A 21,017-nucleotide genomic window follows, 5' to 3' on the forward strand; every position below is an offset into this window, starting at 1 on the left:
TCGTTCCTCGTTTCTTCAAGATTGACCCTTGGAGCCCCTGGGGCCGCGGGTCATTTTTCAAAATAGTGATCGATGGCCGCCAGCAGATCCTGCTGCACGGTGTCGATGTCGCCGTTTTCCACACGGCCGCCGGCCGTGGCGGAGTTGCCACCGCCGCCCAGAGCCTCCAGGATCACCTGGACGTTGATCTCACCCAGGGAGCGGGCGGACATGAGCACATCCTCCCCGCTGCGGTAGACCACAAAGGAGGCCTTGACCCCCTTGAGGGTCAGCAGCTCGTCCGCCGCCTGGGCCGCCGCCACCCGGTCCACCCCGTCCTGGGGGATCACCGCCACGGCGATATTCTCCCGGTAGAGCTGGGCCCGGCGGATGATGTCGTAGCGGGAGACCATGTCCTGCAGATCGTTCTGGAACAGCCGCTGGACATCGGTGGTGTCGGCTCCTGCCCGGCGCAAAAACGCCGCAGCCTCGAAGGTACGGCCGCCGGTGCGGAGGGTGAAGTGCTTGGTATCCAGCACGATGCCCGCCAGCAGGGCCTCCGCCTCCTCCCGCAGGAGGTCGGCGGAATCCACCAGGTACTGCAGAAGCTCCGTCACCAGCTCCGAAGTGGAGGAGGCGTAGGGCTCGTGGAAGCTGAAGGCGGCGTTTTCAATGTAGGAGGCCGCCCGGCGGTGGTGGTCGATGACCGCCACCCGGTTGCAGGACTCCAGCAGCTGCTGGCTCTCCACCATATCCGGCCGGTTGGTATCCACCACCACCAGCAGCGCGCCGGGGCGGATGTTGATGAAGGCCTCCGACGGGGAGGTAAACACCCCCTCATACTCCGGCAGGGCCCGCAGCCGATCCAGCACCAGTCCGGCGGCGTTGTGCTCCAGATTGATGACGATGCGGGCTTTTTTACCCCGCTTGCGGGCGGCGCAGCAAAGGCCTGCCGCCGCGCCCACAGCATCCATATCCGCGAAGCTGTGGCCCATGATATAGATCTCCGTGGCGTCGGCAATCAGCTCGCTCAAGGCGTTGGCCATGACCCGGGACTTGACCTTGGTGCGCTTTTCCGTGGTCTTGGAGCGGCCGCCGTAGAACTCGAAGTCCATGCGGCCCCGCACCACCGCCTGGTCGCCGCCCCGGCTGAGGGCCATCTCCACCGAGAGGTTGGCGTTTTTGTACAGCTCCCGGAGGCTGTCCGCATCCTTGCCCACGCCGATGGAGAGGGTGGGGTGGACGCCCTCGCCCACCTTGATCTCCCGCATGGCGTCCAGCACGGCGAAACGCTCCTGGACAAAGGGCTGGTAATACTGCTCTTCAAAGATGAAGAGGTAGTGGTCCCGGTCGGTTTTCAGCAAAATCCCCTGGCCCTGGGCAGCCCAGGCATTGAGCTTTTCGTCGATCTGGGCCTGGACGGCGCTGCGCTGGGTATCGGCGCAGGCCTTCATGAGATCCTCGTAGTTATCGATGAGCAAAATGGCCATCACCGGCCGGGAGGCGGTGTAATGCTCCCGGAGGTCATCGGCATCGGTGGTATCCACCCAGTAGGTGGTGGCCACCAGGTTCTGCTCCGTACCCTTTCCGCGGCTGCGCACCAGGCTGCCGTACACCCGGAAGCGCCGGTTGTTCATGACCACCCGCTCCGGGCATTCCGTCTTGCCCTCCAGCAGCCACTCCACCGGCAGGTGGGGCACCGCGTCCTCCACCTTCATCTCAAAGAGGTGCTCCCGCACCCCCGCCAGCTGGAGAAAGTTCTCATTGCTCCAGATGACCTCCCCGGTGTCTGGCCGAAAGACCATGATGGGCAGGGGGGAGTTGATGAGGGTGGACTTGCTGGCGGTATCCACGCTGCCGGTCAAATTGTCGATATACTGCAAAATACCCTGGCGGCGGGACTGATTGGCCCGGGTAAAGTAGACATACAGCCCCACGGTCACGGCAACCTCCACCAGACCCACTCTCAAGCTCACTGTGGCGGTGACCACGGAAAAGGCGGCCATCACCAGAAAATAGAGCTTCAAATTGGGCTCCAGCAGGCGGGATAGCTTTTTATTGTTCATACCGGCAGTCTCCTTTTGGACAGCAGTACCTGTGAAAAAATCTGCGAATTACTAGGTATATCAGTATACCATCTTTCCAAAATCCGTGCAACAGCAAAAACCGCCCATCCGGCGGACGGGCGGCCCTTGTCAGCTGTTTTCGGCGTTGAGAATGGGATTTTCCGGATAGTAGCACTCCTGCTTGGGCATCCGGTTTTCCACCACCGCGCAAAAGAGCAGCTCCAGCGCATGGCGGATCTGATAGGTGAGGTTCTGGTCAATGGCGAAGTCCACCACGCCCTCTTTCAAAAAGGCGCGGATCTCGGGGCTGATATCGTGGGCCAGGATGCGCACCTGCCCGGTCTTTCCCGCTTTGCGCACTGCCTCCACACAGGCGGGAACGCTGACGTTGGCCATATAGATATAATGCAGGGCAGGCTCCTGTTCCAGGGCCTGGGACACTGCCTCCAGGGTCTCGGCGTACTCATTGTGGGTGGCGGCCAGGCGGCACACCTCCCGGGGGATACCCACCTCTTCCAGCCGCTCCAAAAACCCCTCCGCCCGGGCCTTGTGGCCGGCGAACTCCGGGCCGCCGTATACCAGCAGCATCCGGTCCCCGGGGCGGTAGAACTTGGAGGCGATCTCTCCGGCGGTACGGCCGGCCCGGCGGGCATTCTCGCCCACGTAGCACAGCCGCGGGGCGTTGGCGATGTCGGAGTTGAAGGTCACCACCGGGATCCGCCGCTGGGAGAGCTCCTCCAGCTTGCGGCGGACGCTCTCGCAGTCGAAGCCGCTCAGGGCGATGCCCTGGGCTCCCTCCCGCTCCACCTGCTCCAGAAGGCGCAGGCAGGCAGCCATGTCGTTGCGGGGATATTCCAGGACGTCCACCGTCAGGTTATAGTCCCGGCGGGCTTTGCGGAACTGGGCCACGCCCTCCGCCATAGCCTCTCCCAGGTACTCCTTCCAGGCGGGCTGTACCACCACGAAGCGCCGGGGGGTGCCGCTGGTGGCAAGGGCGCTGGCCATGCGGTTGGGCCGGTAGTCCAGCTCCTCCATCACCTGCAAGATCCGCTCCCGTACCTCCGCTTTCACGTACGGACGATCGTGAAGCACCCGGTCCACCGTACCGATGGAAACCCCGGCCCGCTCCGCGATCATTTTGATGGTTGCCCGCATCCGCCGCGCCTCCTCTTTTTTATATAAAATAAACACTCTCCAATGGGAAAATCATAACATGTTTGGGTTGGTTGTCAAGTCCCGGCGGATTTTTTCCAAAGTTTACGTGAAAAAACAGTATACAAACCGTGCCCTGTGTGGTATACTAGAGTATCGACTTAAGCTGCGCGGGGAAATGTCCCGCAGCCTCTCTTTGTTGTATTTCACCGGTTGGCCTGTGGTGCCATTCCGGTCAAATAGATTATTTTCCATATGACCGAGCGCATGACGCGACCGAACTCCTGGCGGCGGAACGGGGCCGTACAGGTATCCGGGCGTCTTTACTTTGCGTGCCCTTTTTTAGGGGGAATGCCGGAATTTTCCCGCTTTTTGGGGCTCTTTCCCCAGGAAACAGCCCTCTTTCCCCTCCGCACGCCACACTGCCGGTCATGGGAAACACGAATTTCAAAAAAAGGAGTACCTGATCAAACTATGGCAGAAAAATTGAAAATCATTCCCCTTGGCGGTCTCAACGAGATTGGCAAGAACATGACCGTCTACGAATACGGCGGCGAGATCATTGTAGTGGACTGCGGCATGGCGTTCCCCGGGGACGACATGTACGGCATCGACTCCATTATTCCGGACGTCAGCTACCTCATCAAGAACCGCGCCCGGATCCGGGGCCTGTTTATCACCCACGGACACGAGGATCACGTGGGCGCCATCCCCTACGTGCTCAAGCAGGTGAATATGCCCATCTACTGCACCCGCTTCACCGCGGGCCTCATCAAGCTGAAGCTGGAGGAGCACGGCCTCCTCAAGAGCACCAAGCTCATCACCGTGGAGCCCGGCAAAACCGTCCGGGCCGGTAAGTTCTCTGTGGAGTTCATCCATGTCAACCACTCCATCGCCGACTCCGTGGCCTTCGCCATCCACACCCGGATGGGCACTGTGGTGCACACCGGCGACTTCAAGATCGACTCCACCCCCATTGACGGGGAAGTCATCGATCTGGCCCGCCTGGGCGAGCTGGGCAAGGAGGGCGTGCTGGCCCTGTGCGCCGACTCCACCAACGTGGAGCGGCCGGGCTTCACCCCGTCGGAGAAGACCGTGGGCGCCACCTTCAAGCGCCAGTTCCAAAACTGCGAGGACCGCATCATCGTCACCACCTTTGCCTCCAACGTCCACCGCATCCAGCAGGTGCTGGATGCCGCCGCTGCCTGCGGCCGGAAGGTGGCCGTCACCGGCCGCTCCATGGAGAACATGATGAAGGTCTCCACGGAGCTGGGCTATATGAAGGTGCCCAAGAACACCCTGGTGGACATCAACAAGATCAAGGGCCTGCCCAAGAACAAGCAGGTCATTGTCACCACCGGCTCCCAGGGCGAGGAGATGAGTGCCCTGTACCGCATGGCCTTCTCCACCCACAAGCAGGTGGAGATTGGCGCGGGGGACAAGGTCATCATTTCCGCCTCCGCCATCCCCGGCAACGAGGTTACCATCTCCCGGGTCATCAACGAGCTCTTCCGCAAGGGCGTCAAGGTGGTCTATGACCGGGCCGACATGCTGCACGTCTCCGGCCATGCCTGCCAGGAGGAGCTGAAGATCATCCACGCCCTCACCAAGCCCCGCTTCTTTATTCCCCTCCACGGCGAGCAGCGGATGCTGCAGATCCACTCCCAGCTGGCCCAGGAAATGGGCATGGACCGCAACCACATCGCCATTGCCGACAACGGCTCCGTCATCGAGCTGACGGTGAAGACCCTGAAGATCGGCGGCTCCGTGCCCGCCGGCGAGGTGTACGTGGACGGCTCCGGCGTGGGCGATGTGGGCGCCGTGGTGATGCGGGACCGCAAGCGCCTGGCCGAGGACGGCATGGTGGTGGTGGTAATGCCCATCTCCAGCCACGACGGCGCCCTGCTGAGCCCGCCGGACATCGTCACCCGCGGCTTTATCTATGTCAAGGAGTCCGGCGACCTGATGAAGGAGCTCCAGAACGTGGCGCTGGAGGCGGCGGAGTCCGTCACCCGCAAGCGCAGCCGGGACGACGGAGAGCTCAAGGGCGCGGTGAAGTCCGCCGTCAGCAGCTACCTCTTCAAGACCACCAAGCGCTCCCCCATGGTGATCCCCGTGGTGACCCGCCTGTAAAAACCGAACAAACAAGAAAGACGGCCCCTGTGGGCCGTCTTTTTTTCTCTGCACCGGGCGGGGAAGATATCCTGGAAAATATCAAAACTGTCTGCGGATAAAAAAATCGGAGCAAGCGATCAACGCTTGCTCCGATGTGGCGGAGAAGGAGGGATTCGAACCCTCGAGACCCTTTAGGGGCCTACATGATTTCCAATCATGCGCCCTCGACCAACTAGGCGACTTCTCCATAGCTGTTCCAGTAGCAAAAAACATATGCACTTTGATGCCGCTCAAAAGCGACAGCGTTATTATTATAGCAGAGGTTTTTGGAAAGTCAAGCCCCGAATCACGGTTTTTTCAAATTTTTGCTGGGACAGGCAGCGGGGCAGGAGACAGCAGCCTCCCACCCCGCCGCAGCGCTTCAGCGCAGATCGGAGACGATGTTGTCCACGGCATGGTCCACGGCGACACCCAGCTTGTGGATACTCTTACCCACCTGCGTTTTCATGGACTGCCTGCCGCAGGGCGCCATCATCCCCATGGCTGCGCCGGCCATGAGACCGGCGCTCATACCGACCCAAAATCCGGTACTAAGCTTCATAATCAAGTCACTCCTTTTCGGCACGGAGGTAGTATGCCCCCGGAAAACAAAAAACACCCCGGAAAAAAATACATAACAGCCATCCGGCGGGGAGCAAAACTTTCTTGACCTCTGTGGATTTACACCGGAGAGCAATTCTTATATAATGTGAACGAACGGCAAACGCCCCTTTGCGGAGGACGCATTTCCCGGCGGGGCCGTTTTTTCAAAATTTTGTGGAAAGAGATGTGCCGCATACCGCTGCTGTGTTTGCTTCTGCTGCCCATCGCCATCATTTTCAATGCGGCAGGCCGCTGCAAATAAGCGGACGGGGCATCCATCCTTTGCAATCCATCCCGGGAGGCACTCATGACCAAACTCTATCTCATCCGGCATGCGGAGGCTGAGGGCAACCTCTACCGCATTGCCCAGGGCCAATACAACAGTATCCTCACCGACCTGGGCCAACAGCAGGTCCGGGCTCTGGAGCGGCGGTTCGCGGACATCCACATCGATGCCGTATACGCCAGCGACCTCTACCGCACCTGCGCCACCGCCGCCGCCATTTACATCCCCAAAAAACTGCCTCTCCACCGGTGCCGCGACCTGCGGGAGATCTGCGTGGGCGTATGGGAGCAGAAGACCTGGGGGGAGATCGCCCGGACAGATCCGGAGCAGATGGAAAATTTCTCCCACCGGCTGCACCTGTGGCACGCGGAGGGGGCGGAGACTCCCGCCCAGGTCCGGGACCGGGTGCTCCACGCCGTAGAGAAGATCGCGGCGGAAAACGACGGCCGCACCGTGGCGGTCTTCTCCCACGGCTGCGCCATCCGCATCCTGCTGGCCACGGTACAGGGCTATTCCCTGGAACAGCTGGGCCAGACGCCCACCGGCTCCAACACCGCCGTCTCCCTGCTGGAGTGGGAGGACGGTAAACTGCACGTGGTATACCGGGATGACGCCAGCCATCTGGAGGATCCCCGCTTTACCGGGGGTGCCGTGCTGAAAAAGCACCCCAACGCCCTGGAGCCGGGGCTGTGGTTCCGGCCTCTGGCCCTGCCGGAAGACGAGGCATTTTTTACCGGCTGCGTGCAAAGCGTGTGGCAGGAGAGCGGCCGCCAGGAGCCCTTTGACGCCCGGCGCCTGCTCTCCGGTGCCGCGGGACATACCACCCTGGTGGGATGCCTGCCGGAGGGGCCGGTGGGCGTGGTGCAGCTGGACACAGCCCGGGACGCGGAAGCGGGGATCGGCTATATCTCCCTGCTGTGCCTGCCCCAGGCGGTTCGGCAGCGGGGCTTCGGCGTACAGCTGCTGGGCCAGGCGGTGGCCCACTACCGCCCTCTGGGACGGCAGCGCCTGCGCACGGTGCTGGAGTCCTCGGACGAGACGGGCCGGGCGTTTTTTATCCGGTACGGCTTTACATCCGTGGGAAAGACGCCGGAGGGCCAGGAGATCCTGGAAAAGGATATCGGCTACCGCCCGGAATTTCTGGGGAACACGGAAGCATAACAAAACAGGGGACCGGAGCCAGACGGCTTCCGGTCCCCTGTTTTGTTATAAGGTCTCCTCCAGGGTATCCGTCAGATCCCGCACCAGGCGGGCGGTCATGCCCCAGATGGCGTGGCGGTGCCAGTACCACACCGGCACCTCCACCCGCCCCCGGCTCCAGCGGTAATCCTGCCCCACCCCTATGTCATCATAGGGGAAGTTCTCCGGCTCCGTGGGGACCAGATCATAGGCGTACACCTGGGGAGGCGTCTGCCGGAAAAAGGAGAGGGGCGCGGTGAACACCTCCGCCACCTCCGCCGGGGAAGGGCGCAGGGCCCCAAATCCCGCCGCCGATACCAGTCCCAGCACCGGCTGGAGCAAAAAGCCCCGCTGGTTGCAGATAAAGTCCGGGGTCCCCAGCACCCGGATCTCCCGGCGGGGGATAGCAAGCTCCTCCTCCGTCTCCCGCAGGGCGCAGGCAGCGGCATCCTCCCCGGGCTCCGCCTGACCGCCGGGGAAGCACACCTCTCCCGGCTGGCGGCGCAGGGAGGCTGAGCGCACCTCAAAGAGCAGGGAAAGGCCCTCCGCCGTCTCCACCAGGGGGCAGAGCACGGCATAGCTGTGCCGGGCCCCCAGCAGCCCCGGCACATGGCCTGCAAAGCGCCGCTCCAGGCGCTCCAGCTCCCTCACAGCAGCATCCTCAATGCCGCCTGGCGGTTGACGATGTCTACCTCCGGCACACTGGGGGCATACTCTCCATCCAGGGACCAGGGCAGCTCCGTATCCGTTTCCAGATGGAGATGGGAGACGTGGCGGAACACGACACCGCCGCTGGTGTAATCCTGGTTCAGCAGGGCGAAGATGAGATTCTGCAGTCCCACCGCCGTCTTGGGGTTGGGGATCAGCAGCAGCTCAAAGCGGCCGTCATCCAGCACCACCCGGGCAGGATCCAGCTTCATGAGTCCGCCGATGGAGGTGGAGTTGGACACGGCGCCGAAGAGATAGTCCCCGTCCAGATTCTCCCCGTCGGCGTCGATGCGCAGGGGATAGGGCCGCAGGGTACTCAGATCCTTCATGCCCTCCAGGATATAGGCGAAATGGCCCAGGGCGTTTTTGGCGGCCTGGGGCGCCGCGTAGGAGGAGCGGGTAAAGGCCCCGAAAGAGGCCACATACACGAAGTTCCGCTGGTTCCACTCCCCGATGTCCAGGGTGCGCACCTGATGGCGAACAATGGCCCGGGCGGCCTCCGCCGGGTCGCCGGAAATGTGGAGGCTGGCGGCGAAATCATTGGTGCTGCCCTGGGGGAGATATCCCAGCAGGGGCGGCTGCTCCAGCCGCATGAGGCCGGACACCGTCTCATTGAGGGTACCGTCCCCGCCCACGGCCACCACCAGGTCGTAGTCCGCCCCCTGGGCGGCGGCAGTGGCTGCCGCGTCTCCGGCGGCAGTGGTCTCGTGGACGTTCACCAGATATCCTGCCTGACACAACACGGACACCGCGTCAAACAGCGGCCCCCGGGACTTATTGCGTCCGGCCTTGGGATTGACCAAAAACAACAGCTTCTTTTCCATTTGAAACCTCCTTGCCCAGGGCGGTACTGCTAAAAACAAAGGCAGTATAACACGGCCCCCTGCGGAATGCAAGGCTGGCGGCAACGTAAAGAAGGCATCAAAAATCAGGGGGCGGCCTGGGGCCGACGATTGCATTTTGTCAGCGCAGCATGTACAATGAAATGGAATATGGATATCTCTGAGAAGGAGGCGGCCTTACATGAAACATGAAAGCCGGCCCGTGGCCCTGGCGGTGACGGTGTTTGTCACCGTGGCAGCCATTTTGCTCTTTTACGACTCGCTCTTCGGGCAGCGGGTGGTGGTGAATATCGGCAGGCAGCTGCTGCAGGCGGTGCAGCCCATCCTCTACGGTGCCTTTATCGCCTATCTGCTCTCCCCCATGGTGGACTTTTTCGAGGGACACCTGTTTGCCTCCGCCGTGGCCAAGGCCCGCAGCGCGGGCAGGATCTCCCGGGGTGCCCGGGCGGTGAGCCTGATCCTTACCTGGCTGGTGATCTATGTTCTGTTCCATCTGCTGGCCTCCATCCTGCTGCCGGAACTCTACCGCAGCGTGCTGCAGCTCTTCGGCAGCGCGGAATCCTACTACAACACCATCAGCGGCTGGATCCAGCACCTGCTGGAATCCAATCCCGATGTGGAGCACTGGGTCACCCAGCAGATGAACACCTATTATGAGGATATCCAGACGTGGCTGACCAAGGAGGCCCTGCCCCAGGCCACCACGCTGATGACCGCCGTCTCCGGCGGCGTGATGACGGTGCTGGTGTTCTTCAAGGACCTGCTGGTGGGCATCATCGCCTCGGTGTACCTGCTGGCCACCAAGGAGCACTGCGCCGCCTACGCCCGGAAGATGACCTATGCCCTGGTTCCCACCCGGTACGTGGACTGGGTGCTGCGGGGCGCCCGGAAGACCGACGAGATCTTCGCCGGCTTCGTCCGGGGAAAGCTGCTGGACTCCCTGATCATCGGCATCATCTGTTTTGTGGGCTGCTCCATTTTGAAATTTCCCTACACGCCCCTGGTGTCCGTCATCGTGGGCGTCACCAACGTGATCCCCTTCTTCGGCCCCTTCCTGGGGGCCATCCCCAGCATCTTCCTCATCCTGCTGGTCAACCCCCTCCAGGCGGTGTACTTCATGCTCTTTGTCCTGGCCCTCCAGCAGCTGGACGGCAACGTCATCGGCCCCAAGATCCTGGGGGACAAGACGGGCCTTTCCAGCCTGTGGGTCATCATCGCCATTCTGGTGGGCGGCAGCTTCTTCGGCGTACCGGGGATGTTTTTCGGCGTGCCGGTGTGCGCCTGCCTCTACAACGCCGTGGATTTCTTCCTGCGCGCCCGGCTGCGCCGGAAGGATCTGCCCACTGACGATGCCTCTTATGACCGCCCCGGCGCCGTGGTATCCGCCCAGGAGGAGGAAAAATCCCCCGACACGCCCCAAAAGCCCCTCTAATTTGTGTCAAAGCCCTTGCAATCACGGGCGCCATCGTGTACAATACAGCCTTGCAGGCAGTAAGTTAGAAAAATAACAAGCTCCTGCAAGGCTCTTTTTATACAGGGCCGCTTATTTTGTCACGGGCGGACATTCCCGTCCGACACTGACCCGGAAGCGGGCAGTGATGAAAAGGAGAACTGAATCATGAAGAAGAAGCTCTTGGCGTTCCTTCTTCTGGCAGGCCTCCTGTGCACTGTACTCAGCGGATGCGGAGACAGCAGCACAGCCGAGACGCCGGAGGACGCAACGCAGGCCAACGCCATCACCGTTGGCATCGCACAGGACCTGGATGAGAGTCTTGACCCTCACAAGACCGTGAAGGCAGGAACCCGGGAAATCATGTTCAATGTGTTTGAAGGACTGATGAAACCCACCCCGGAGGGCGATCTCACGCCTGCCGTGGCGGAGAAATATGAAGTTTCCGAAGACGGGACCGTCTACACCTTCACCCTGCGCCAGGGTGTGAAGTTCCACAACGGCGAGACGGTCACCGCCGACGATGTGGTGTACTCCCTGGAGCGGTGCAAGGATCCCCAGGACGCCAGCATCGTGCCGGTGGAGGCCTTCTCCTCCATCGCCTCCATCGAGGCTCCCGATGAGGCCACCGTGGTCATCACCCTGACGGAGCCCAGCAATGAGTTTATCTCCTATCTGACCACCGCCATTTTGCCGGCAGATTACGACCAGCAGGACACCGCCCCGGTGGGCACCGGCCCGTTCAAGTTCACCTCCCGCACTGCCCAGGACTCCATCGTTCTGGAGAAGTTTGACGAATACTGGGGCACCCCCGCCTACCTGGATCAGGTGACCTTCAAGATCATCGAAAACGCCGACAGCCTGCTGATGAGCCTCCAGAGCGGCGCCATCGACCTTTGCAGCCACCTTACCAGCACCCAGGTGGCCCAGCTGGGAGACGACTTCCAGATCCTGGAGGGCACGATGAACCTGGTCCAGGCCCTGTACCTCAACAACGACGTGGCGCCCTTTGACAATGAGCTGGTGCGCCAGGCCCTGTGCTATGCTGTGGACAAGCAGGGAATCATTGACCTGGCCTTCGACGGCTACGGCGCCCCCATCGGCTCCAGCATGTACCCCGCCTTCGGCAAGTACTTTGACGAGAGCCTCACCGACTACTACACCTACGATCCCGCCAAGGCCCAGGAGCTGCTGACCCAGGCCGGGTATCCCGACGGGTTCGACATGACCATCACCGTCCCCTCCAACTACCAGCCCCACATGGACACCGCCACGGTGCTGGTGGAGCAGCTCAAGGCTGTGGGCATCAACGCCACCATCCAGCCTGTGGAGTGGGAAAGCTGGGTCAACGACACCTATGTGGGCCGGCAGTTCCAGTCCACCGTGGTGGGCGTGGACGCCGCCAACATGACCGCCCGGGCTTTGCTGGAGCGGTTCACCTCCACGGCAGACGACAACTTTATCAACTACTCCAACGCCGATTACGACGCGCTGTTCCAGCAGGCCGTCACCTGCTACGACGATGCGGAGCAGACGGAGCTGTACAAGGCCATGGAGAAAAACTTGACGGAGCACGCCGCCAACGTCTATATTCAGGACCTGGCGGATCTGGTGGCCATGCGGACGGGGCTGGAGGGCCTGCAGTTCTATCCCATCTACGTGCTGGACCTCTCCACGGTCCGATTCGCGGAGTAATATAATGGGCGGCTGTTTATGCGCCGCCTGCCCGAAAGGGGGACGAAGACGATGAAGTACGCGGTACGGCGAGTCGCCATGCTGCTGATCACCATGGTCATCGTCTCCCTTCTGGCATTCGTGGCCTTTGATCTCATTTCCGGCGACGCCGCCACCGCCATGCTGGGCACCCAGGCCACCCCGGAACGGGTGGCCGCCCTGAAAGCAGAGCTGGGGCTGGACCGTCCCCTGCTGGTGCGCTACGGGGAATGGCTGGCAGGCTTTTTCACCGGGAACCTGGGGATCTCCTATAACTATAACCAGCCCGTCTGGGACATTATTGGCCCCAAAGTGGCGGTGACGCTGGTGCTGAGCCTTTTGAGCTTTGTGATGATCGTGGCGGTGTCCATCCCCCTGGGGGTGTGGTCCGCCCGCACGGGCAGCGGAGCGGTAGAGGCCGGCCGCACTGCCTTCAACCAGCTGTGCATGGCGGTTCCCCCCTTCTTTACAGGTATCCTCCTGACGTGGCTCTTCAGCACCGTGCTCCACGTCTTTACCCACGGCAGCTTCCCGGATCTGGGGGAGGACTTTGCCGGGGCCCTGGGGTATCTGGTGTTTCCCGCCGTGTCCATTGCCATTCCCCGCATCGCCATGACGGTGCGGATGCTGCGCAGCACCATCCGGGAGGAGCTGGGCAAAGCCTATGTCCGCACCGCCATCTCCCGGGGCAATGACCGCCGGGCGGTGCTGCTCCATCACGTTTTGAAAAACGCCCTGGTGCCGGTGGTGACCTTCCTGGCCCAGACCATGGCGGAGATTGTGGCAGGCAGCATCGTGGCCGAGCAGGTCTTTGCGGTGCCGGGCCTGGGGCGGATGCTGGTGGCCTCCATCTCCAACCGGGACTATCCGGTGGTGCAGGCCATCGTGGTGATCCTGGCCTTCTGGGTGGTGCTCTCGGGCACCGTGGCGGACCTCATCAACCAGCGGATCGACCCCCGCCTGCGGTTAGGAGGCGGCGTATGAAGAAAACATCCCGCAACGGATTCCTCACCGCCGGACTGATTTTGGCGGGCCTCCTCACGGCCCTGATCCTTCTGGGCTTTTTCTGGACGCCCTATGACCCCAACGCCATCTCCGTGGGGCCCAAATTCGACCCGCCCTCCCTGGCCCATCTCATGGGCACCGACAGCTTCGGCCGGGACATTTTCAGCCGGGTACTCCAGGGGGCGGGCACCACCTTCCTCATCGCCTTTTTCACCGTGGTCATCGGCGCCGTGCTGGGCACCGCCATCGGCGCTCTTACCGGGTACTTCGGGGGCCTTGCCGACGCGGTGCTCATGCGCCTGGGGGATGTGCTGACGGCCTTCCCCAGCATTTTGCTGGCCCTGGTGGTCATCAGCCTCCTGGGTCCCGGCAACAAGTATAATGTGGTGCTGGCCCTGGGTCTGGTGTTCATCCCCAGCTTTGCCCGGGTGACCCGCACAGCCTTTGCCGCGCTGCGGGATGTGAACTACGTGAAAAGCGCCCGGCTCATGGGCGCCTCCCCGGCCCGGATCCTGACAGTACACCTGCTGCCCAACACCCTCTCGGTCCTGCTGCCTGCTCTCACCATCGGCTTCAACAACGCGGTTCTGGCAGAGGCCTCCATGAGCTATCTGGGCATCGGCGTCACCCCGCCGGACGCCTCCCTGGGCTATATGCTCTCGGAGGCCCAGAGCATGATGGGCGTGGCCCCCTGGTACGCCCTGTTTACCGGCGGCACCATCGTGCTGCTGGTGTTCAGCGTGGGCCTCATCGGCGAGGGATTGCAGCGCCGGGACAAGGAGGTGGTTTGATGCTGGAGATCCGTGACCTGCATGTGAAATTCCACAACCGCACCCGGGAGGCCGTCTCCGGGGTGTCCCTTACCATCCATGACGGCGAGATTTTGGGACTGGTGGGAGAATCCGGCTCCGGCAAATCCGTCACCGCCATGAGCGTGGCGGGATTGCTGCCCCGCAAACAGTGCGACTATTCCGGCACCATCACCCTGGACGGGCAGGACCTGCTCTACGCCCACCGCTCCCAGCTTCGTAAGATCCAGGGCAAGGATATCGGCGTGGTGTTCCAGGAGCCCATGAGCTGCATGGACCCCCTGATGAAGATCGGGCCCCAGGTGTCCGAAACATTGCGCATCCACACGGACCTTCCCAAGGAGGAGCGCCGCCGCCTGGCTCTGGAGGCCATGGGCGCCGTAGAGCTCCCCGACGTGGAGGTGCTGGCGGAAAAATACCCCCACGAGCTCTCCGGCGGCATGCTGCAGCGGGCCATGATTGCCGCCGCCATCGTCGCCCGTCCCAAGCTCTTGCTGCTGGACGAGCCCACCACGGCCCTGGATGTCACCATCCAGGCCCAGATTCTGACCCTTTTGAAGCGTCTGAATGCCGAGTCCGGCATCTCCATGCTCTTTATCTCCCACAATTTGAAGGTGGTGCGCAAGCTGTGCCGTCGGGTAGCTGTCATGCAGCGGGGCGTGCTGGTGGAAGAGGGGGACACCGACACGGTGTTCTTCCATCCCCAGGCGGAGTATACCCGCCGCCTCATTGCCGCCATCCCCACCCGGCAGCGAAAGGAGGACCAGCATGGATAACGAACTGGTCCTTTCGGTGCAGCATGTCACCAGCGGCTACCGGGATGGCGGTCTCTTCCGGCGGGGCCCTTATCAGGAGGTCCTCCACGACGTGACCTTTGATGTCCGCCACGGAGAAATCCTGGGGCTGGTGGGAGAGTCCGGCACCGGCAAATCCACCCTGGCCAAGACCATCCTGGGCATCGTCAAGCCCGGCGCCGGACAGGTGATCCACTACACCAAGCGGCCCCAGATGATCTTTCAGGACCCATACAGCTCCCTGAACCCCGCCTACACGGTCTCCTGGATCCTGGAGGAGCCCCTGCGCATCTACGGGAAATACGACGCCGCGGAGCGCAAACACCGGGTGCGGGACATGCTGGAGCGGGTGGAGCTGCCGGAGGAGTGCCTGGAGGCCCGGCCCTCGGAGCTCTCCGGCGGCCAGCGCCAGCGGGTATCCATCGCCACGGCCCTGATCCAGCGGCCCAAATTCCTCATTGCCGACGAGCCCGTCTCCGCCCTGGACGTCACCATCCAGGCCCAGATTTTGAAGCTCCTCAAGTCCCTGCGGGATCAGCTGGATCTCAGCTATCTCTTCATCTCCCACGACCTCAATGTGGTCTACCAGCTCTGCGACCGGGTGCTGGTGATGAAAGCCGGCCGCATCGTGGAACAGGGCGCCGTGGACGACATTTTTGACCACCCCCAGGCGGACTACACCCGGGAACTCCTGGCGGCCGCCGACTGACCCCACCCACCCCACTGCGACATCGAGCAAAATCATGAAGGCATTTTTCAAACGACACTGGAAATTACACCTCTGGCTTGCGGCAGAGCTGGCCTTTCTGGGCCTTTTCTGCCTGGTCCGGGGAAACCGGGCGTGGATGAACGCCCTGAAAAATCAGGTCATCGCCCCCTTCCGCCGCTTTTTGGGGAGCCTTTGCTACCGGGTGGACTTCTCCGTCATGGAGGTGCTGTGCATCCTTATCGCCCTGGCAGCGGCGGCATACCTCATCTGGAGCATCATCGCGGTGATCCAGGCCAAGGGCCGCCGGGGAAACCGCACTTACAGCGCCGTACTGGGTGCCGTGTGCGCGGTGCTGACGGTGTACGGCGGATTTTGCGCCCTGTGGGGCGTGGAGTATTACGCCGACAGTTTTCAGGACCGCTCCGGCGTCTATGCCCAGCCGGTGGCCACGGAGGACCTCACCGCTGTGACGGCGTACTTTGCCCAAATGCTCCAGGAGGCGGCAGATACCGTTCCCCGGACGGAAGCGGGCCTCTTTGGCGTGCCCAAGGAGCAGATCCTCTCGGAGAGCACCCAGGTCTACGGGGAGGTGGAGGAACTCTTTCCCTTCCTGGCCTTCCAGGACCGGGGGGTGAAAGCCGTCCACTTCTCCCGGGTGATGAGCGCCATGAACTTTACGGGCATCTACTGCCCCTTTACCGGAGAATCCAACGTGAATGTGGACTCCCCGGCGTGTCTGCTGCCCTCCACGGTGGCCCATGAGCTGGCCCATCAGCGGGGCGTGGCGGCGGAGGAGGAGTGCAACTTCCTCTCCATCCTCGCCTGCACCACCTCGGGCCTGGCGGATTATACATATTCCGGGTGGCTTTTTGGGTATATTCATCTGGGCAACGCCCTCTACCGGGCGGATCCGGAGGCCTGGCAGGCCATCCGGGACTCTCTGCCGGAGACGGTGCGGGCAGATCTGGCGGACAACAACGCCTACTGGGATCAGTTTGAAGACAAGGCCACCGCCACCATCACCCAGGGGGTATACGACGGCTTTTTGAAAAGCTACGGGGACACCGACGGCGTACAGTCCTACGGCACGGTGGTGGATCTTCTGGTCACCTGGTACCTGCCGCAATCACACTCAGCAGGAGGAACTCCATGAACATTCTCGTGACTTTGGACCGCAACTATCTTCACCCTCTGCGGGTGATGCTGGGCTCGCTGTACCTGAACAATCCCGGCGAGGCCTTTGACGTTTATCTGGTAGGCGACGGGCTGACGGCGGAGGATCTGGCCTCTCTGGAGGCCCTGTGCGCTCCCCACGGGGCGCTGCACCCCGTGGCGGTGCCGGAGGATCTTTTTGCCGGGGCGCCGGTGGTGCGCTACTACTCCCGGGCCATGTACTACCGGCTGCTCTCCGCCCAGCTGCTGCCTCCCACGTTGGACCGGGTGCTGTACCTGGACCCGGACATCCTGGTCATCGGCCCGGTGCGCCCCCTGTACGACACAGATCTCCAGGGCGCGCTGATGGCAGCCTCCATCCACCGGGGGCTCACGGACATCTCCAGCCGGGTCAACCGCCTGCGGCTGGACACCCCGGAGGCGGAGGGATATTTCAACTCCGGCGTGCTGGTGATGGACCTTGATGCCATGCGGCACCGCATGGCTCCTGAGGAGATCTTCACCTACGCCCGGGAGCACGCGGACGTGCTGATCCTGCCGGACCAGGACATTCTCAACGGGCTGTACGGCACGGAGCTCTTCCCGGTGGACGAGACTCTCTGGAACTACGACGCCCGGCGCTTTGACGCCTACCGCCTCATGAGCCAGGGGGAGAAGGACATGGACTGGGTGGTGACCCACACCGCCATTCTCCATTTCTGCGGCAAGAACAAGCCCTGGCGCAAGAGCTACCGGGGCCGGTTCTCCGCGTTGTACAAATACATCCAGCGTCTTCTGGGAGAAGACCGGAGCCAGGCATAAAAAGAACGCGGGAAGCAATCCCGCGTTCTTTTTTCTTTCAGAGGTTTCCCTTTATCGGGGAGGGAGCCGGTACTCCCGCACCACAGCGCCGTCAAAGTCCTTCCAGGTAAAGACGCCCCTCTCCAGGGTCATATACCCGGCGGCGCTTCCCTCCTTGGGCATGGAGGCAGAACCGGGGTTCATCAAAAGGATGCCCTCCGCCTCCCGGCACACCGGCACATGGGTGTGGCCGCTGAGGAGGATGTCCCCGGGGCACAATGGCGGCAAGTTGTCGGGGCCGTACTTGTGGCCATGGGTGGCAAAGAGCACTCGGCCCTCCACCTCCAGCAGGGCGTATTCCGCCAGGATGGGGAACTCCAGCACCATCTGGTCCACCTCGGCGTCGCAGTTGCCCCGAACGCACAGCAGCCGCTCCTTACAGCCGTTGAGCAGGGCCGTCACGGCGCGGGGATCGTAGTCCCGGGGCAGGTCATTGCGGGGACCGTGGTAGAGGAGGTCCCCCAGCAGCAGCAGCCGGTCTGCCTGCTCGGCATCAAAGGCCGCCAGCAGCTTTTCACAGTAATACGCGGAGCCGTGGAGGTCCGACGCGATCATCCATTTCATGGTGGTTTTCTCCTTTCCCCTTTGATCCCTCACAGGGCGTCCACATCCTCGCAGGGATAGTGAATGCCCATCTGGGCCCGGACGTGATCCATCAGCTCCAGCATGTGGATGGTCTCCTCATGGGGCATGGAGGGGCACTCCCGCAGCCCCTCCCGGATGCAGCGGGCAGTCTCCAGCACCTCGTACTCATAGCCGGTGAGCTTGGGCGGGCAGGATACCTCACGCACCAGGCGGCGGTCCCCGTCAAAGACCTTGAGTCCCGTGGGATTGTTGATGTCCTCCACCATCACATAGCCGTCGGTGCCGTAGATGACCCCCAGCTGGTCGGACACGCAGTGGACCCCGGCGGTGAGGTTGGCCACCCGGCCGTCCCGCCAGGTGAGGGTGATGGAGTCTGTGAGGTCCACGCCGTTTTCGTTTTTCGTGCAGGCGCACCGGACGCCGTCGGCCCGGCCGAATACCATCTCCGCAAAGTTCAGGGTGTACACCCCCACGTCCAGCAGCGCGCCCCCCGCCAGTTCCGGCACCACGATCCGGTGGTTCTGGGTGATGGCGTAGCACAGGTTCGCCGTGAGCATCTTCGGCTCTCCGATGATGCCGGAGGCGATGGTCTCATCAATGATCTTCCGCATGGGCTGGTAGCGGGTCCAGATGGCCTCCGTCACCAGCACGCCCTTGTCTCTGGCATAGCGGATGGCGTCCTCCGCCTGCCGGGCGTTGACGGTGAAGGACTTCTCGCACAGTACGTGCTTGCCGTGGTCGGCGCACAGCTTGATGAGATGGTAGTGGTGGGAGTGGGGGGTGGCGATGTAGGCGAAATCCAGATCCGGATCCCGCAGCATCTCCTCATAAGAGCCGTAGGCCTTCTCCGCCCCGTACCGGGCGGCAAAGGCCTGGGCCCGGTCTGCGTCCCGGGCGGCCACGGCGTACAGCCGGACAGTATGGTCTCCGCTCTCGTTCATCTTGCGGATGGTCTCCGCCATCACCCCGGCAATGTAGCCGGCACCCAGAATACCAAGATTCATCGGGAAGTTCCTCCTTACAGCGTGGCCGGGGCCACGGTTTCATTCTTCCTTACTATACAATACAACGTTGCTGCTGTCAAAACGTCCCCGCCGTCCTGATTTTGGACGGCGGGGACGGGGTGCTTTGGGATCTTATTTCATCAGCTCACACACCAGGTCCGTGTACCCGGCGGGATCTTCCAGGGGAAGGCCCGCGATCAGCAGCGCCTGGTCGTAGAACAAAGCGGCGTACTTCTTGGCCTTCTCCGGGTCCGCCGTGACGGCGGCTTCCAGAGCAGCGAAAGCCGGGTGCTCCACATTGAGCTCCAGGATCCGGTCTGCATGGATGGGGGAGTCCGGCTGGACCGCCTGGAAATACTTCTCCATCTCGAAGGAGAGGCCCTCTCCGGCGGTGAGGCAGACGGGGTGGGACTTCAGGCGGGTGGAGGCCCGAACCTCCTTGACCTTGTCTCCCAGGGTCTCCTTGATGAAGTCAAAGGCAGCCTTGTGGGCGTCCTGGGTCTCCTGGGCCTTCTCCCGGTCGCCCTCGGCGATCTCCTGGTCCAGCACGGAGCGGAACTCCTTGTCCTGGTAGGTGTGGAGGATCTGGGCGCAGAACTCGTCCACCTCCTCGGTGAAGTAGAGGATCTCCGTGCCGGACTCCCGCAGGCCCTCAGTCTGGGGGAGCTTGTCGATCTTGTCCAGGGAGTCGCCGGCGGCGTAGTAGATATACTTCTGATCCTCCTTCATCCGGGAGACATACTCCGCCAATGTCACGGGCTTTTTCTCCGTGGAGGAGTAGAAGAGCAGCAGGTCCTGCAGCAGCTCCTTGTGGGCGCCGTACTCGCCCACCACGCCGTACTTGATCTGGCGGCCGAAGTTCTTCCAGAAGGTCTCGTAGGCCTCCCGGTCCTCCTTGCACATCTTCTCCAGCTCGCTCTTGATCTTCTTTTCCAGGTTGGCGGCGATGACCTTCAGCTGGCGGTCATGCTGCAGCAGCTCCCGGGAGATGTTGAGAGACAGGTCCGGAGAGTCCACCACGCCCCGGACGAAGCGGAAATGCTCCGGCAGGAGGTCGGCGCACTTGTCCATGATGAGAACGCCGTTGGAGTAGAGCTGGAGGCCCTTTTCATACTCCTTGGTGTAGTAGTCGAAGGGCGTGGCGCCGGGGATGAACAGCAGCGCCTTGTAGGTGACGGCGCCCTCGGCGGAGACGGTGATGACCCGCTGGGGATCGGCGTAGTCGTGGAACTTGTCCCGGTAGAACTTGTTGTACTCCTCGGGCTTGACGCTGGACTTGCGCCGCTGCCAGATGGGCACCATGGAGTTGAGGGTCTCCTCCTCCGTATAGGTCTCGTACTCCGGCTTGTCGTCGGGAGAGCCCTCCTTGCGGCGGGTCTTGGAGACCTCCATCCGGATGGGGAAGCGGATATAGTCGGAGTACTTGCGCACCAGCTCCTGGAGGCGCCAGGACTCCAGGAACTCGCTGTACTTCTCGTCCTCGGTGTCCTCCTTGATGTGCATGATGATGTCGGTGCCCACACTCTCCTTGTCGCAGGGGGTGATGGTGTAGCCGTCCGCGCCGGAGGAGACCCAGGTATAGCCGATCTCAGCGCCGTACTTCTTCGTCACCACGGTGATCTTGTCTGCCACCATGAAGGCGGAGTAGAAGCCCACGCCGAACTGGCCGATGACGTCGGTGTCCTTGGCGTCGTCCCCCACCTCCTGCTTGAAGCGGTAGGAACCGGAGGAGGCGATGATGCCCAGGTTGTTCTCCAGGTCCGCCTGGTCCATACCGATGCCGTTGTCGGAGACGGTGAGGGTCCGCGCGTCCTTGTCCACGGTGATGTGGATGGCGAAGTCCTTGCGGGACATGCCCACGCTCTCGTCCGTCAACGCCTGGTAGCACAGCTTGTCGCAGGCGTCGCTGGCGTTGGAGATGATCTCCCGCAGGAAGATCTCCTTATGGGTGTAGATGGAGTTGATC

The 21,017-nt window shown here is 62.3% G+C and carries 18 protein-coding genes and 1 tRNA gene; 10 read left to right on the top strand and 9 right to left on the bottom strand.

The window, feature by feature from the left end; all coding sequences use genetic code 11:
- Nucleotides 1–50: 50 nt before the first annotated feature.
- Nucleotides 51–2,045: a DHH family phosphoesterase gene (locus tag ACT67G_RS05960; protein WP_443663463.1), complete on the bottom strand. Its 1,995-nt coding sequence runs from the start codon at nt 2,043–2,045 to the stop codon at nt 51–53.
- Nucleotides 2,046–2,174: 129 nt separating this feature from the next.
- Complete coding sequence (locus ACT67G_RS05965) at nt 2,175–3,200, bottom strand: LacI family DNA-binding transcriptional regulator (RefSeq protein ID WP_326215948.1); 1,026 nt, start codon at nt 3,198–3,200, stop codon at nt 2,175–2,177.
- Nucleotides 3,201–3,671: 471 nt separating this feature from the next.
- Here ACT67G_RS05965 and ACT67G_RS05970 point away from each other — a divergent pair, with 471 nt between their 5' ends.
- On the top strand, nt 3,672–5,330 hold the full coding sequence (locus ACT67G_RS05970; protein WP_326215949.1) for a ribonuclease J: 1,659 nt from the start codon (nt 3,672–3,674) through the stop codon (nt 5,328–5,330).
- A 137-nt stretch (nt 5,331–5,467) separates the two neighbouring features.
- Here ACT67G_RS05970 and ACT67G_RS05975 read toward each other — a convergent pair.
- Together ACT67G_RS05975 and ACT67G_RS05980 are read right to left on the bottom strand one after the other, a co-directional pair.
- Nucleotides 5,468–5,559: transfer RNA gene (locus tag ACT67G_RS05975), tRNA-Ser, on the bottom strand.
- Nucleotides 5,560–5,733: 174 nt separating this feature from the next.
- A complete protein-coding gene (locus ACT67G_RS05980; protein ID WP_326215950.1) occupies nt 5,734–5,913 on the bottom strand; it encodes a hypothetical protein in 180 nt (59 codons plus the stop codon).
- Between the two features lie 348 nt (nt 5,914–6,261).
- On the opposite strand from ACT67G_RS05980, the gene ACT67G_RS05985 reads away from it, so the two are divergent.
- On the top strand, nt 6,262–7,401 hold the full coding sequence (locus tag ACT67G_RS05985; protein WP_443663466.1) for a GNAT family N-acetyltransferase: 1,140 nt from the start codon (nt 6,262–6,264) through the stop codon (nt 7,399–7,401).
- Between the two features lie 45 nt (nt 7,402–7,446).
- Here ACT67G_RS05985 and ACT67G_RS05990 read toward each other — a convergent pair whose 3' ends face one another.
- Nucleotides 7,447–8,070 carry an NUDIX hydrolase gene (locus ACT67G_RS05990; protein WP_443663467.1) on the bottom strand — a complete coding sequence of 208 codons (624 nt, stop codon included), beginning with the start codon at nt 8,068–8,070 and terminating at the stop codon, nt 7,447–7,449.
- On the bottom strand, nt 8,067–8,951 hold the full coding sequence (locus ACT67G_RS05995; RefSeq protein WP_326215953.1) for a diacylglycerol/lipid kinase family protein: 885 nt from the start codon (nt 8,949–8,951) through the stop codon (nt 8,067–8,069). The genes ACT67G_RS05990 and ACT67G_RS05995 overlap by 4 nt, the downstream gene beginning before the upstream one ends.
- 199 nt (nt 8,952–9,150) lie before the next feature.
- Here ACT67G_RS05995 and ACT67G_RS06000 point away from each other — a divergent pair, with 199 nt between their 5' ends.
- The 8 genes from ACT67G_RS06000 to ACT67G_RS06035 all read left to right on the top strand — a co-directional run bounded on the left by ACT67G_RS06000 (nt 9,151) and on the right by ACT67G_RS06035 (nt 17,423).
- Nucleotides 9,151–10,401, top strand: coding sequence for an AI-2E family transporter (locus ACT67G_RS06000; protein WP_443663469.1), 1,251 nt, complete (start codon nt 9,151–9,153; stop codon nt 10,399–10,401).
- Nucleotides 10,402–10,587: 186 nt separating this feature from the next.
- The gene (locus ACT67G_RS06005; RefSeq protein WP_443663471.1) at nt 10,588–12,114 is read left to right on the top strand and encodes an ABC transporter substrate-binding protein; all 1,527 of its coding nucleotides are present in this window, start codon (nt 10,588–10,590) and stop codon (nt 12,112–12,114) included.
- Between the two features lie 51 nt (nt 12,115–12,165).
- A complete protein-coding gene (locus ACT67G_RS06010) occupies nt 12,166–13,116 on the top strand; it encodes an ABC transporter permease (RefSeq protein ID WP_443663472.1) in 951 nt (316 codons plus the stop codon).
- Nucleotides 13,113–13,928, top strand: a complete 816-nt coding sequence (locus tag ACT67G_RS06015; protein WP_325245376.1) for an ABC transporter permease — start codon at nt 13,113–13,115, stop codon at nt 13,926–13,928. Before ACT67G_RS06010 ends, ACT67G_RS06015 begins: the two co-directional genes overlap by 4 nt.
- On the top strand, nt 13,928–14,722 hold the full coding sequence (locus ACT67G_RS06020; RefSeq protein WP_443663474.1) for an ABC transporter ATP-binding protein: 795 nt from the start codon (nt 13,928–13,930) through the stop codon (nt 14,720–14,722). The genes ACT67G_RS06015 and ACT67G_RS06020 overlap by 1 nt, the downstream gene beginning before the upstream one ends.
- Entirely contained in the window at nt 14,715–15,449 is a 735-nt protein-coding gene (locus ACT67G_RS06025) for an ABC transporter ATP-binding protein (RefSeq protein WP_443663476.1), read from the top strand. The genes ACT67G_RS06020 and ACT67G_RS06025 overlap by 8 nt, the downstream gene beginning before the upstream one ends.
- A gap of 34 nt (nt 15,450–15,483) precedes the next feature.
- Nucleotides 15,484–16,602, top strand: coding sequence for a DUF3810 domain-containing protein (locus tag ACT67G_RS06030; RefSeq protein WP_443663478.1), 1,119 nt, complete (start codon nt 15,484–15,486; stop codon nt 16,600–16,602).
- The gene (locus ACT67G_RS06035) at nt 16,599–17,423 is read left to right on the top strand and encodes a glycosyltransferase family 8 protein (RefSeq protein ID WP_443663480.1); all 825 of its coding nucleotides are present in this window, start codon (nt 16,599–16,601) and stop codon (nt 17,421–17,423) included. Before ACT67G_RS06030 ends, ACT67G_RS06035 begins: the two co-directional genes overlap by 4 nt.
- A gap of 51 nt (nt 17,424–17,474) precedes the next feature.
- On the opposite strand, the gene yfcE is transcribed toward ACT67G_RS06035, so the two are convergent.
- The 3 genes from yfcE to htpG form a co-directional block, all read right to left on the bottom strand.
- Nucleotides 17,475–18,026 carry a phosphodiesterase gene (gene yfcE, locus ACT67G_RS06040; RefSeq protein WP_443663481.1) on the bottom strand — a complete coding sequence of 184 codons (552 nt, stop codon included), beginning with the start codon at nt 18,024–18,026 and terminating at the stop codon, nt 17,475–17,477.
- Nucleotides 18,027–18,055: 29 nt separating this feature from the next.
- The gene (locus tag ACT67G_RS06045; RefSeq protein WP_443663483.1) at nt 18,056–19,051 is read right to left on the bottom strand and encodes a Gfo/Idh/MocA family protein; all 996 of its coding nucleotides are present in this window, start codon (nt 19,049–19,051) and stop codon (nt 18,056–18,058) included.
- A gap of 132 nt (nt 19,052–19,183) precedes the next feature.
- On the bottom strand, nt 19,184–21,016 hold the full coding sequence (htpG, locus tag ACT67G_RS06050; protein ID WP_443663485.1) for a molecular chaperone HtpG: 1,833 nt from the start codon (nt 21,014–21,016) through the stop codon (nt 19,184–19,186).
- Nucleotide 21,017 lies beyond the last annotated feature (1 nt).

Source organism: Dysosmobacter sp., assembly GCF_052306735.1.
Lineage (GTDB): Bacteria > Bacillota > Clostridia > Oscillospirales > Oscillospiraceae > Oscillibacter.